The organism is Actinoplanes sichuanensis, assembly GCF_033097365.1.
In the GTDB taxonomy this organism is placed as follows: Bacteria; Actinomycetota; Actinomycetes; order Mycobacteriales; family Micromonosporaceae; genus Actinoplanes; species Actinoplanes sichuanensis.
The window spans coordinates 2,830,230-2,844,137 of sequence record NZ_AP028461.1 but is presented as its reverse complement, the minus strand read 5'-3'; the positions used below and the strand labels follow the sequence as shown (position 1 = coordinate 2,844,137).

Sequence of the window (13,908 nt, the reverse complement as noted above, 5' to 3'; positions counted from 1 at the left end):
CGACGACACCGCATCGGTCCGGTTGTGCATCTACCGGGTGAAGGAAGTCGACCGCGACAACGAAAAACGGCAGGGCGACTTCGTCTCCGGCCGTGTGATGCCGAACGGCAGGTGGGCGGCGGTCAAGCGCGCGATCCGGACCTCTGAGCAGGCGGCCACCTGTATCACGCCGGCGAGCCGGTTCGCCTGGCTGGAGACTCCCCCCGGGCGACATCTACGTCGAACTCGACGGCTGCCGGCGCCTGGTCGCTCCCGGTGTCCTCCCCGGCGACGGAACCGGCTCCGACACGATCCGGCAGGCTTCCACGGATCTGCCGGGACTGCTCACCACACCATGAGCCGGGCCATCCCGGTCAGTCGTCGCGGGCCGCGATGATCTCAGCCGCTCGGGCAACCGCGGTGTCCGTCTCAGCGTGGTCCGGGCCGTACGAACTTGCCGCGTAATTCCTCGTGCAAGCGTACCAACGCACGTTCCTGCGTCTCGGTCAGCGCGCGAAGGGAAACCGCGTCCGGCACTGCATCGCCGTCCTCCGTGACGAAGATGACGGAGAGGCGCGGGAACGCGGCGCTCAACCGTGTGACTAGGTCCTGATCCGGCGCCTGCCACAACAGAACGACGATCGGCCCCTCCTCTTCCTCGTGCCGTCGGATCAGCCGGTCCAACTCGGCGTCGTCGGCCGGCGGTATCCCGTTGGACAGCATCTGGTGGAGAAGTTCGCGGACCTCCCCCACGACCGGCTTCGCGCCGCTGGGCCGCAGAGCCACCCACGGCTCATCGCCTGTGCTGGCACGGCGGAGGTAGAAGTCGGGGATCCGGTCGTCCGACGTCTTGAGGACCGCGAGTCGCCGGGACGGACGAGCGGCAACCGCCCGCATCTGCTCGCCCGCCTCGGCGGGGACGCGAGCGTACGGCACCACCCGATCGATCACCTCGGATCGGCCGTCCATGCTGACTCTTCGGAGCAGCTGTTTGAGGGCGAGGCGCAGGGGGTCGGGTGAGCTCTCGAGGAGCCTCTCCTGCAGCAGGCCGAACGCCACCGTCCGCGGCAGAGCCGGCGGCCATTGGGGCCCGGCGAGGCTGAGAAGGGTGGCGGCCCGCCGCAGGATTTCCGCATCGAGTGGCCGCAGGTGGTAGGCGACGGTGTCGTGGACCACCGGCGCGGGGAAGCCGGGAGGCGTGGTGTGCAGCCCTTCCAGCACCTCGATCAGATCGAGGGGCGCCGGTTTGGGAGCCGTCCATTGCGGCATGTGCTTCATGTCCAGCCGCAGCTTCGCGAGCCGGCTGTCCTTGAGTTGCGTGCGGGTGGCGCCGCCGACGAGGACCGGAAGAACGCGGAAGGTGCTGCCGGTCAGGTTGGACAGGATCTTGGCGAGGAGGAGCTCTTCGAAGACGTGGTCCGAAACCAATGCGTGCGGTGAGAGCAACGCGATGCAGGCCCGACTCTCGGACAACTCCTCGAGCAGGCGCTGATGCCAGTCCTCGCCGATTCGCAACTCATGGACGTCGAGAATCGAACGGCAGTCAGCCTGCTCGACGAGCCGGACCGCGGCATCTCGGGTCGCCGCGCACCCGCAGCCGGGATCTGAGCAGGTGCTGCTGTGGCTGATGAAGACGGTCGGCTCGTCGATCATGCCGTGGCTCCGGCCGGCGCTCTGCGAAACCATCGGACGGCGTACGGTCCGAGGGTGACGTCGCTGCCATCCGCAACGGTCGGCAGATCGGTCGAAGCAAGCAGAGTGTATTGCCTGGATACCAGGTCGGACGGCAACGTCAGCTCGACAGTGGTCGTGTTGGCGATGCAGACGATCTCCACGGCGTCGAGCAGACGAGTGATCGACAACGAGTCCTCGGTCCGGTCAACGAAGCAAGCGCCGGTACGTAAGGCGCTGTGGCCGGCACGCTCGGCCAAGAACCGCCGGAGCCGGTCCGAATGCTCTGGATCCAGGGTGAGCACGTCGTCGGCGGCGACTTCGGTCAGGCCGGGAAGCGCGAGGGCCGTGCACAGGATCATCAACCGGACGTCCGCATCGGCCGGCAGCGCGGGAAACCTGTGGATGACCGGCGGGGGCGGCACCATGCCCGGATAATTCGGCATCGGGGGCGGCGCGTCGTCGACTCGACCGGCCGCCTCGAGGAGAGCATCGACGGCCGGGTTGCCGACGGGAGCCAGCAGTGGCGAGTCGTCGGCCGAACGATCGTAGACCGCCAGACGACGGCCGAGGGATCGGAGCAATCCCGCAACCTCGTCCACACCCGGCCCCTCGGGCTCCATGAGGATGGCGTCCACGTCGAGCCGAAGCCACCGCCGGGCACCTGACACCAGTGCCTGCCAGTTGGCGCCGGTCAGCCGGATGGCGACACCAACTCCCGCGTCATGAAGTGCAGCGCAGAGGAGCATGACATCGCCCGCGTGGACGAAGTGGGCCGGAATCTCCTCGTCCCGCGGATACTGGTGATACCCGTAGTCGGCCGGCGCCTGAGCGATCAGAACCAAGGCTCCGGGCAGGGGGCGGAACCGCTCGGCGGTCAGTGCGGCTTCGGCGGCGGTGTGCGACAGTGCCTCGTTGCCCTCTGGAGTTAGTCGAAGGATCAGGTCGGACGCGGGCGGCATCACGTCTGATTCGGTATCGCGATCGGGTTCGACCAGATAGCGGGTGCCGTCGTCCGATTCCAGAAGTACTGGGCCGCCGCCTCCAGCCGCAATCAGCCGGCCGTCGGTGATCCGCAGCTGACGAACGTAGATCTCGAGGTTGAGCGATGGCTGCTGACCGCCGGTGAGTCCGAACCGCAGTACCTCGGTGCTGTTCCCGGCGACGAAGAGCCGGTCGCCGATCGCGAGCGCGGTGGGCTGCCAGGGAGACGAACCGACCTGGACCAACCTGTCACGGTGCCAGATCATCAGCTTCCCGTCGCGGAGGCCCCAGGCGATCCGGCCGGTCGCCGGGTCATGGGTGATCGCGCACAGCGCATTTCGGGGCCAGGAGGCGACGGAACGCCGACTGCTGAGATCGGGGAGGTATTGCGCGAGCTCGGTATCGGTGGCCAGCAGCACTGAGCCGTCGGCGTCGAACCAGAGGGCACGGACCGGACCGACGATGGTACGTCGTGACGATTCACCGCACATGAGGACGTCACCGGCGACGGTCGCGATCGTGTCGCCCTGCGCGTTCAGCGCGACCGCGGCCACCGCGGCGGGATGGACCGCCTCTGTTGCCACCGTCCCGGATACGTCGAGCAGATAGATGATCCGCCCGTTGCCGATCACCATCCGGCGACCGTCGGCATCGAACGCCGCGACGGTGTTCTTGCCGGATCCGGGGACGAGGCGAACGGCGTCGTGACGTTCCCGATCCAGGACGGTGACGCCGCCTTCGTCGTCGACCCACAACTGTCGACGCCCGGCGGCGTCCGCGAGACGTTGCCCGCCGGCGAGCAGGTGCGCCGGCCCGCTGTCGAGCACCGGCGACAGTTCACACCATGCGGTCAGCGGCACTTGACTCTCGCCCGGCCAGATCGTGGCATGAATGGGATCATCGTCGGTTTCGCCCGGACGGATGGTGAGCCCTGCGGCCATCCGTCCGGTGGCACGGATGACGTGGGTGCCGGGTGCGGGTGGGATGCTGGCTCGGAGCCCGTCGGTCCACACCGTGATGCCGACGTCGAACTCGTTCTGCAGCCGCGATCTGATCCGCCCGGCTTCTTCGGCGAGATCCTCGGGAACAGTCAGCGGGCAGGAGACACCGAGCCGCTCAGCCGCCGCGACCGCGACAAGTACCACGTCAGGCCTGCGCCGGGCTTTCGCTGGGAGGCACTGCATCTGGGCGAGGATCCATCGGCTGAGATCGTCGATCGCGTTTTCGTTGGCCGGGTCGCCGTCCAGCAGGGTGTCTCGGAGCCGGGCCAGGCGAGCCGTCATGTCGGGTGCCTCGGTCGCGGTCATCTCCGACCGCAACAGATGCTCGAGCACCGCCGCGGGCCGATCGCTGGCGCGTACAGAGGCGGTGAAATGGGCAATGGTGTCGAGGCGGTCCGGCCGGTCCGTCAGGCGCGCCCGCAATCTTTCGGCGACCGCCGGGACGAGGGTGATACCGAGTGTGCCATTGGTGCGGCAGAGCGGCGAGAACCACAGCCGCGCCTCCAGCGCGGCCTCGGAGCGCGGGAGGAAACGCAACCGGGCGCGCCGGAGAAACGCCTGGTCGACCCACAGGGCCAGGCACACCGATTCGGCGAGTTCGCCGACCTCGGGGTCAGCCGCCAACTCGTCGTCGATCCAGTCAGTTTCCGGTGCGGCCATGCCGAGGTGCCCTTCGAGTCCGGGCGTCGACGACGTCGCGAAGACGTACCAACGGATCAAGGGGGATGATCGAGACGGCCTCTCGTATCGCCTGCGGATAGGCGGCGGCGGAGCATGGCGTGATGATCGTGATTTCGTGGGCTGGTGCCAACGTGGCAAGGACGTCCGACGACGTCCGCCTGCGGCGCCCGATGCGCAGTGCGCCGAGGTCGGAGAACAGCAAGATCGGCACCCCTGGTGGTGGCGGCCGATAGGACGGGTGCTCCCGCAGCGGCGGGCCGGTGGTCACCCGGCCGGCGAGGGTTTCGCGGAAGTGGACGACCTCGACGCGCTGCAAGCCGACCGCCTGGGTCAGGAGTTCCTTGATCCACTCCCGGTCGGCGAGGAACGGGCGCATCGCGTCGCCGTGGTCCAGCAGCAATTGCAGCCCGCGCCGGCCGCTGAGCCGGTGCCGCGTCGGCAATCGGCCCTGCCGGCGGCCCTGGGCTAGACGGGCCACCACGGCCCCGATGTCGACACGGTGCAGGTCGACCATGGACGCGGCAGCCGCGAAGGCGATGCCCGGCGCCCACGACGCCGGCCACGGTGGCATATAGTCGGCGGTGACCGATGACAGGTCGGTCTGTTGCGAAGACGGACTCGGCGGGTCGGCCGGCAGCCTCAACGATGCCCGGACGAGTGACAGTGAGGCTGGCACCGGACGCTGTGGAAGCGCGCCGACGATCTGCTGCTCGGGAATCTGCTCCGCCTCGAGGAGACTCGGTCGCGGCGGGTCCGGGGCCTCATCCTCAGCGTCGGCGAGCGCTTCGGCCAGCGTCGTAGGCTCGCCGAGCATCTCGTTGTCGGCGCCCCCGGTGGGCTTCGGCCGGGCTGGGACCGTGACATTCACGGGGCTACGCGCTGCCCGGCGTTGCGTCCTTGGCCGTTGCTCCGGCAGTGTCGCAGTCGTGTAGCCCAGCATCCGAGCGACCCGGGCGGCCGTGGCGTCGTCGTCGATCTCGAGTGCCGCGATCGCGCGAAGGACGTCCCCGATTGCCGAGCCCCAGGTCATCGCGTGCGGCCCTCGCTGAGGGTCTTCAACAGGGTCACCGCCGCGAGCTGGTTCCACTTCGGGCTTCCCGGTGTGATGCCGAGCTGGATGCTCGCCTTGACACTGTCCAGAAACTCAGCCGTGCTGGGCAGTCCGTCTGGATCGTCACCCATCAAGGCGATGAGCCCGTCGACCACGTCGGCGTCGTATTCGTCGCGAAGATGACACCGAGCCACCCGGCGAAGGTGATCAGGGTCCGGCGCCTGAAGTTCGACGGTGACGCATCGGCGCAGGAACGGACGAGATAGCTGGCGCTCGTTGTTGGTGGTGATGACGATCAGTGGGGGCTGTTCCTTGTCCGCGGTGACGACGTGACCCCACGGCGTTTCGAACGTCAACGATCCCAGCGGACGCAGCAGGCTGCTGGGAATGTCCGGGTCGGCCTTGTCGATCTCATCGATGACGGCGACGAACCGGCCCTCCGCCGCGAAGGCCCGCCAGAGCAGGCCGGGCCGGTAATAGTGCTGGTCGTCGGGGTTCAGCCGCATCGCCTGGGCGTCGTTGAGGCGTTGAAGCGCGTCGAAGCGCCAGAGGAGGTCCTCCGGCTCGGTGCGGGCGCTGACCACCTCGACGCCCCAGTCCCAGCCGAGTTCGCGAGCAACGTTCGGACCCAGTGACGACTTGCCGGAGCCCGCCGGACCATGGACGAGGAGCGGGCGCCCGGTGACGAGGGCGACGTCGATCGCCATTCGAACCTGTTCGCTGTCGAAGACGTACGCTTCGCTGTCGTCCGGGAATCCGGTGGTCCCGTCGTGCCCGGTGATGGTGCCGGGCTGGAATCTCGGTTGGTAGGGCATCGCGTCCTCGGGCTCGCATATGGAATGTCGATCGGGGGGTCCGACCAGGCCACACTATCGACGTTCGGTCGCCGTTATCGGCATCTGTCAAGCAGAGCGCCAAGGGGCCGTCGCTCGATGGCATGATGCAGCAATGGTCCCCGGCCGGTGCTCCCGCCATGACCGCGTCGCGGAATCGTTGGCTGCCTGCACCGGCGGTGAACTGGCGGCGTTGTTGCGGGCGGCGTCACCCGTGGGCGTAGGTGTGGGCGGCGGCTCTTCGATCGCTTATGCCGATGGCATGCCCGTGTTCGTCACGAGGGTTCCGCTCACCGATCGGGAGCTGGCTCATCCGCGCAGCACGGCGAACCTGTTCGATCTGCCGGTCCGCTGCCAGTACGGCATGTACCGGCTGGCCGGTCCGGGCTTCGGCGCGTGGCGCGAACTGGCCGCGAACCAGACAGTCACCGAGGGCGTCCTCACCGGGGAGACGGAGTCGTTCCCGCTGTTGCACCACTAGCGGGTACTGCCCGGCCGCCCGCCCGTTGCGGCTGAGTACCTCGACATCGACGCCGTTGTCACCCAGTTCGGTGGTGACCAGGCCGTACGTGCTCGCTTCGAAGCACTGGCGGACGCCACCGCGAGCCTCGTGCTGTTTCTCGAGCATCTCCCCGACGGGCTGCCTCCCTGGCTGAGCGACCCGCTCGGTAGAGCCGCAGCGGTCGAGCGGCAACTATTCGACATGGTGGCGTTCCTGCATCGCCGCGAGGTGCTGCATTTGGACGGGCTCTTCGGCAACATCCGGGCCGACGATGAACGGCTCTATCTGGTCGACTTCGGGCTCGCCACCTCATCGCGCTTCGACCTGTCGGACGCCGAGCGCGACTTCGCTGCTCGCAACGCTGGTCACGATGCCGACTACGCTTCCATGCGGCTGGTGAACTGGCTGGTCACCTCAGCGTGCGGAGTATCCGTGCCGGCCGACAGCGGTCCCGTCGCCCGCGACCAGTTTGTGCGAAGATGCGCGACCGGCGATATCCCAGCGGACGTGCCGCCGTCCGTGGCGGAGATCATCGCCAGACATGCACCCGCAGCCGCTCGGATGAACGACTTCTGTTGGCGCCTGTTCGACGGCGACCTTCACGCCGAGTATTCCGGCAGTGAGGATACGGCCCAGATCACTGCGGATCGGACACGTTCTCGATCCCCTCATCTACCGACGCGAACTTGATCAACCGGGAGCGCACAGCTTGTCGCCTGGTCCGGAGGGCCAGTATGGTCGGCTGACTGGCATCGACCACGGCCGAAGGGTATGTGGAATGGCCTCAGCGATCGCCGCAGTCGCGGATCTGCACGGCCGCCGCTCCCACGATGTCATCGCCGCGGCGCTGTCGGCCTTGACCCGCCTCGACCACCGGGGAGCGCGGGGCGCCGACCCCGAGGACGGCGACGGTGCCGGCCTCATCTTCGAAGTTCCGGACGCGTTCTGCCGTGCGGTTGCGGGAGTCGAATTGCCGGATACCGGGCATTATGCGACCGGGCTCGTTTTCCTGCCGGCCGATCCAACGGACGCCGCCCGGGCAATCAGGATCTTCGAGAAGTACGCGCTGGTCGAGGGCCTCGAGGTGCTCAGTTGGCGTGATGTCCCGGTGGTGCCTGCGGTGCTGGGTCCCACCGCCGATCGGCATCGCCCGACGATACGGCAGGTGTTCCTGGCCGGGGCGGCGTTGCCCGGCACACGGACCGGCCGTGCCGGTGAAGCGTTGTCCGGCATCGAACTGGAGCGAGTCGCGTATTGCGTCCGTCGACAGACCGAACGGGAGACCGCACAGCGGGGCCTCGATGCGTACTTTCCATCTCTTTCCACCCGGACGATCACCTACAAGGGCCGATTGACCTCATACCAGTTGTCCGCCTTCTTTCCCGACCTCAAAGACGGACGGCTGACCAGCGCGACCGCACTGGCCTGCGTGAACGTCAGCGAGACGACGACGCCAGGCTGGACGAACGAGCAGCCCGGACGGATCGTGGCTCATGCCGGAACGATCACGTCTTTGGGAGCCAATCGGAACTGGATGGCGGCGCGCGAGTCGGTTCTGAGCTCGGAGGCGCTGCCGGGCAACATCAGGCGGCTGTTCCCGATAGTGACCGCTGACGCGTCGGGCGGCGCAGCGTTCGACGCGGTCCTTGAGCTGCTGTACCTGACCGGCCGGAGCCTGCCGCACGCGGTGGCGATGATGATGCCGTCGGCCTGGGAGAACGACTTGTCGATGGACCCGCAGGTGCGGGCGTTCCATCGCTACCACGCGTGTGTCATGGAACCGTGGTACGGCAGCGGTCCGGTGGCGTTCAGCGACGGCGCCACGATCGGGATGACGACGGACCGTCTTGGCGGCGGATCCGGCCGCTGGTGCCATACCGCGGACGGACTGGTGGTCCTCGGCTCCGAGGCGGGCCTGCTCGACCTCGACCCGGCGACGGTGGTGGCGCAGGGCCGGCTACGGCCGGGTGAGATGTTGCTGGTGGATACGACAGCCGGTCGTATCGTCGCCGATGCCGAGATCAAGGCCGGCCTCGCCGTCGCCGAGCCGTACGGGGACTGGCTGCAGGCTGGCTTGATCGACCTGGTGGACCTTCCGCCGCGCCAGCAGATCATCTACACACACGATGTGGTGACCCGGCGCCAGCTGGTGTTCGGCTATGGCGCCGACGAGTTGGAGCTGGCGATCGCACCCATGGCCCGGGACGGATGGGAACCACGCGCATCGATGGTCACGGACATGCCCCTCTCGGTGCTGTCGAGCCGACCCCGGTTGCTTTTCGATTATTTCAGTCCGCGGTTCGCCCCGTTCTCGGGTCCACCGGTCGACCCGGTCCGAGAAGAACCGGTGACGAGCCTGGCCGCGACTATCGGACCGGAGGCGAACCTGCTGGCGCCCGGTCCCGCGTCGTGCCGGCAGATCACGTTGCCGTATCCGATCCTGGACAACGACGATCTGGCCAAGCTGTTGTCCGTCGATGACGACGGCGACCTGCCCGGCTACCAAGCGGTTCGGGTGTCTGGTCTCTATTCCGTCCGTGACGGTGCAGCGGGCATCAAGGAGCGGCTGACCCAGATCTGCCGGCACGTCTCGGAGGCGATCGAAGACGGTGTTCGGATCCTCGTGCTCTCCGATCGGGATTCGAACCTCGATCTGGCCCCGATCCCGTCGCTGCTGCTGACCGCGGCGGTTCATCAGCACCTGGTACGTGAGCAAACTCGTACGCAGGTATCGCTGCTGGTGGAGGCCGGAGACTGCCGCGCGGCACGACACGCCGCCCTGTTGGTCGCCTATGGCGCGTCGGCGGTCAACCCTTGGCTGGCGTACGAGACCATCGACGAGATGATCATCTCCGGCGCGCTCGGCGACATGGACCGCCGAATCGCGATCCGCAACTTCATCAAGGCGCTGGGCCGCGGAATTCTCCGGACGATGGCGGAGGCCGGGGTCGCGGCCATCTCGTCCTACTGCGCAGGCCAGTCCTACGAGGCCATCGGGCTCGACCACGGTTTCCTTAAGCGCTATTTCACGGGCACGAGCGGCCGGATCGGCGGAGCCGGCCTGCCCGAAGTCCATGCGGAGGTCAGCGGTCGCCATCAAGCCGCCTATCCCTTTGACGCGGTGCCGGTCAGCCATCTTCCGCCGGCCGGAGGGTGGGAGCGGTGGCGAGAAGGCGAACCCAGGCTGTTCGACCCCGAAGTCGTCTTCCTGCTCCAGCACGCCACGCAGTCACGGCAGTACGACATCTTCCAGCGCTACACCCGTGCCGTCGACGAGCGGGCAGCCGGGGCGACCCTGCGCGGACTCATGCGGATGACGAGCCGGCAGGCTGAGGTGCCACTCGACGAGGTCGAGCCGGTGTCCGAGATCGTCAAACGATTCGTGACCGGGGCCATCTCGTACGGGGCGATCGCCAGCGAGGCGCACGAGACGCTGGCGATGGCGATGAACCGGCTGGGCGGCAGATCCAGCACCGGCGACGGCGGCGAAGATGTCGAGCGTTCCTACGACCCGATCCGCAGATCGTCGATCAAGCGAGTGGCACCCGGCCGTTTCGGGGTGACCAGTGAATATCTGGTCAACGCCGACGAATTCGAGATCCCGCTCGGTCCTGCCGGCGAGTCGATGCTGCCCGCCGACAAGGTCTGGCCGTGGATAGCCCGGACCCGCCGGGTGACGCCGAGCCTCGCGGCGGAGTCGCCCCCGTGGCATCCGGACGTGACCTCGCCCTCGGACCTGGCGCAGTTGGTGCACGACCTGAAGATGGTCAACCCGGCGGCCCGGGTACGCGTCAGCATCAGTCGCGACGGGGCCTCAGCCGGGGTGCTCGCGAAGTTGAAGGCCGACGTCATCGTCGTCTCCCCGGACGGCGCGGACCTCGGCGCGGCGACGGCCATCGGTCCCAGCCCATCGCTCCCGCCGTGGGAGCTGACCCTGGCCGAGGCGCAGCAGACACTTCTCACATCCGGGTTGAGGGACCGGGTGGTCCTCGGCGTCGGCGGCCTTGCCACCGGTAGAGACATCGTGATCGCCGCGCTGCTCGGCGCGGAGGAGTTCGGATTCGCCACCGCTCCGTTGATCGTGAGTGGCTGCGTCATGATGCGCGTCTGTCACCTCGGCACGTGCCCGGCCGGTATCGCGTCGCAGCAGCCATACCACCGCGAGTTCTTCGTCGGCCGGCCTGAATTCGTCGAGAACTTCTTTGTGTTCCTCGCCGAGCAGGTGCGTGAACAACTGGCCGAGTTGGGATTCCGGACGATCGATGAGGCGGTCGGACACTGCGAAGTGCTGGACCCGGCGCCGGAGATCCGTCAGCCGAAGGGCCACCTTCTCGATCTCTCTCCACTGCTCCACGTGCCTGATCTGCCCGACAACGCGTACCGCCGTGGCGTGGTCTCGCAGGACCACGGCCTCGATCATGCGATGGACAACACGCTGATCGAGCTCGCGATGCCGGCGCTCATCAACGCCGACCCGGTCCGGTCGGACCTTGCGATCCGTAACGATCATCGCAGTGTCGGCGCGATGCTGGGCGGGGAGGTGACCAGACGCTACGGGGGTTCCGGGCTGCCCGAGGACACCATTTCGTTCACCATGCGGGGTACGGCGGGGCAGTCATTCGGCGCTTTCCTGCCGCCCGGTGTCACATTGCGGCTCCTGGGCACCGCCAACGACTACGTCGCGAAGGGTCTCTGCGGTGGGCGGGTGATCGCGTGCCCCGATGTCTCGGCTCCGTACGTGGCGCAGGAAAACGCCATCGCAGGCAACGCGGTCCTCTACGGCGCGACCGGCGGCGAGTTGTTTCTTGGTGGCCGGGTCGGTGAGCGGTTCGCGCTACGCAACTGCGGTGCTCACGCCGTTGTCGAGGGCCTCGGCGACCACGGCTGCGCCTACATGTCCGGTGGTGTGGTCGTGGTGCTCGGCCCGGTCGGCCACAATTTCGCTTCCGGGATGACCGGCGGCACCGCCTTCGTCCTCGACCTCGACGCGACGAAGGTGAACCCCGAGCACGTCGCCGTGGATCGAGTGAGCCCGGAGCAGAGCCGAGTGCTGTTCCGTCTGATGCGCAAGCACGCGACGGAGACCGGGTCGACGGTGGTCGACCCCATCCTGGCCGGTTGGGCCAGCCAGGTCCTGCGATTCTCCGTCGTGGTGTCGCGGGACCACGAACGCGTGATGGAGCGGATCCGGATCGCCGAGGCCGCCGGACGCGATGTGGACGAGGCGGCCATGGGTTACCGCACCCGATAACGTGTGCGGCGTCTCCGGCAGCCGGCGACGCAGCACGAGGTACGTCTACAATGCTCAGATGGGTTCGCCGCAGGGTTTGGCCTATGGAACCTTCTGCCGATCCGCCAGCGCCGCATCGAGATCCGGCCAATCCCACTATCTACGCGCCACCCGAGTCCGCCTGACCGCCCTGGTCGTCGCCGCTGCCGGCGGTGCCCTGGGCTGGCACCTCGGATCGGTGGACGTGTGGGCCTGGGTCGCGTTTGTTGCCTTCCTGACAGCACTCGCCGCGGAGCTGGTCCTCTTCGCAACGCGTCCGGAGACCCGGTGGTACGAGGCGAGAAGCGCAGCCGAGTCGACCAAGACGCTCTCTTGGCGTTACGCGGTCGGCGGCGATCCGTTCCCGGTCACTGCGGACGCCGCCGACATGAGGGCCACCTTCCTGGCGCAGCTGGCGAGCGTGGCACGGGCACTGGGCAGCGACTTCCCGTTACCGGTCGACGGCGGTGAAACACAGATCACCGCCGACATGGACGCGTTGCGCCGAGCACCGTTCGTCGACCGTAAAAGCCGCTACCTGCAGGGCCGTATCCAGGATCAGCGAGCCTGGTACCGCGCCCGCGCCCGCACCGCCGAAGGCAACGGCCAGATCTTCATGCTGTCCGCGATCGCGCTGGAGCTGTTCGGAGTCGTGGCTGCGGTGCTGCGAGCGGCCGACATCATCGACTTCGACCTGCTGGGCATCATCTCGGCAGTCGTCGCCGGGGCATCGGCCTGGGCACAGACGCGACAGTACGGCGCGACCGCGAGAGCCTATGCGGTGGCCGCCCACGAGCTGTCCTCCGTCGAGACCCTGGCCGAATCGGTGACGGAGCCCGGATGGCCGGCGTTCGTCGCCGAAGCCGAGACCGCCATCTCGCGGGAGCACAGCTTGTGGACGTCGTCGCGCCGCTTGTAGGAGACCCGAACCCGAATCAGCCTGCCGACCCTCATGATGCCCGAGATCGGATTCGCAGACAGCCGCGACGCTCGGGTCGGTCACATCGACAGCCTCATCCTCGCCGGACGAAGCTACCACTTCCGGTTCACTCCCAATCCGCTGTTCCCGGAGATCCCGCTGGCGACGATCGAGGCCATCCGGGGCCCGCTCAGCATCGACGACTGGGAGTTCCAGAGGACACACTGGGCGGCGAAGGTTGCCAACCTGTACCGGATCGTGCAGGAGACGGCGGCAGGGCGGTTGGCACGCATCAGCCAGTCGCGCAAGACCCAATAAGTGAACTGATCTCAGCAGCGAATGGCACCCGGAAGAAGACTCGTGCGCTGACCTGCTTTTACCAGGCACTGCTCGTACTCGTCTGGTTCCGCAAGCGGGAAGACTTGACGCTGCTGGGCGCCGGTTTTGGATCTCCCGGGCGACCGCGTACCGCTACCGCGACGAAGGCGTCGCCGTGCTCGCCGCCCAAGCACAGGACCTGCACACCGCGCTGAAGCGCGTGGCTGCCGACGGCTGGTCGTACGTCATCCTCGACGGCAAGCTGTTCGACTGCGACCGGCTGACCGAGACCACTCTGTCGGTCAAAGGCAAGACCATCGACACCTGGTTCTCGGGAAAACACCGCGACTTCGGCGCGAACATTCAGGCGGTCATGCGTCCGGACGGACTGCTCATCTGGACCTCGGCGGCAATGCCGGGGCATCTGCACGACACCCGTTGCGCCCCTGAACTAGGCGTCACCGCCACACTGAACTGGCCGGCCGCCGAACTCGACCTGCCGACCTTGGCCGACTCCGGCTGCGAAAGCACTGTCAGGACATCAAGACCCCGGTCAAACAACCGACCGACGGAAAGCCCCTCGCCGTCGACAACCGCGCCCACAACCGGATCCTGCGCGGTCTGCGATGGCAGGGCGAACGCGGCTTCGCCATCCTCGTCGGACGCTGGAAAGCCTTGCGCCGCACCCCGATAAGCCCGC

At 67.7% G+C, this 13,908-nt stretch carries 10 protein-coding genes; 6 read left to right on the top strand and 4 right to left on the bottom strand.

The genetic code is table 11. The annotated features are described in order from the left end of the window. Positions 1-408: 408 nt before the first annotated feature. From Q0Z83_RS12640 to Q0Z83_RS12625, 4 genes are read right to left on the bottom strand one after another with little or no spacing between them, the layout of a single operon-like run. On the bottom strand, positions 409-1,632 hold the full coding sequence (locus Q0Z83_RS12640; RefSeq protein WP_317794070.1) for a toll/interleukin-1 receptor domain-containing protein: 1,224 nt from the start codon (positions 1,630-1,632) through the stop codon (positions 409-411). Next, complete coding sequence (locus tag Q0Z83_RS12635; protein ID WP_317794069.1) at positions 1,629-4,355, bottom strand: hypothetical protein; 2,727 nt, start codon at positions 4,353-4,355, stop codon at positions 1,629-1,631. Before Q0Z83_RS12635 ends, Q0Z83_RS12640 begins: the two co-directional genes overlap by 4 nt. Continuing rightward, a complete protein-coding gene (locus Q0Z83_RS12630; RefSeq protein WP_317794068.1) occupies positions 4,276-5,346 on the bottom strand; it encodes a hypothetical protein in 1,071 nt (356 codons plus the stop codon). Before Q0Z83_RS12630 ends, Q0Z83_RS12635 begins: the two co-directional genes overlap by 80 nt. Continuing rightward, entirely contained in the window at positions 5,343-6,074 is a 732-nt protein-coding gene (locus Q0Z83_RS12625; RefSeq protein WP_317794067.1) for a MoxR family ATPase, read from the bottom strand. The genes Q0Z83_RS12630 and Q0Z83_RS12625 overlap by 4 nt, the downstream gene beginning before the upstream one ends. 388 nt (positions 6,075-6,462) lie before the next feature. On the opposite strand from Q0Z83_RS12625, the gene Q0Z83_RS12620 reads away from it, so the two are divergent. From Q0Z83_RS12620 to Q0Z83_RS12595, 6 genes are all read left to right on the top strand, one after another. Further along, positions 6,463-6,681 (top strand): hypothetical protein, encoded by a 219-nt coding sequence (locus tag Q0Z83_RS12620; RefSeq protein WP_317794066.1) that lies wholly within the window; start codon positions 6,463-6,465, stop codon positions 6,679-6,681. Positions 6,682-6,810: 129 nt separating this feature from the next. Beyond that, positions 6,811-7,392 (top strand): BUD32 family EKC/KEOPS complex subunit, encoded by a 582-nt coding sequence (locus Q0Z83_RS12615; RefSeq protein WP_317794065.1) that lies wholly within the window; start codon positions 6,811-6,813, stop codon positions 7,390-7,392. Between the two features lie 88 nt (positions 7,393-7,480). Next, positions 7,481-11,953, top strand: a complete 4,473-nt coding sequence (gltB, locus tag Q0Z83_RS12610) for a glutamate synthase large subunit (protein WP_317794064.1) — start codon at positions 7,481-7,483, stop codon at positions 11,951-11,953. Positions 11,954-12,011: 58 nt separating this feature from the next. Then, on the top strand, positions 12,012-12,890 hold the full coding sequence (locus Q0Z83_RS12605; protein ID WP_317794063.1) for a DUF4231 domain-containing protein: 879 nt from the start codon (positions 12,012-12,014) through the stop codon (positions 12,888-12,890). Positions 12,891-12,923: 33 nt separating this feature from the next. Continuing rightward, positions 12,924-13,208 carry a hypothetical protein gene (locus Q0Z83_RS12600; protein ID WP_317794062.1) on the top strand — a complete coding sequence of 95 codons (285 nt, stop codon included), beginning with the start codon at positions 12,924-12,926 and terminating at the stop codon, positions 13,206-13,208. A gap of 175 nt (positions 13,209-13,383) precedes the next feature. Continuing rightward, positions 13,384-13,902, top strand: a complete 519-nt coding sequence (locus tag Q0Z83_RS12595) for a transposase family protein (RefSeq protein WP_317794061.1) — start codon at positions 13,384-13,386, stop codon at positions 13,900-13,902. Positions 13,903-13,908 lie beyond the last annotated feature (6 nt).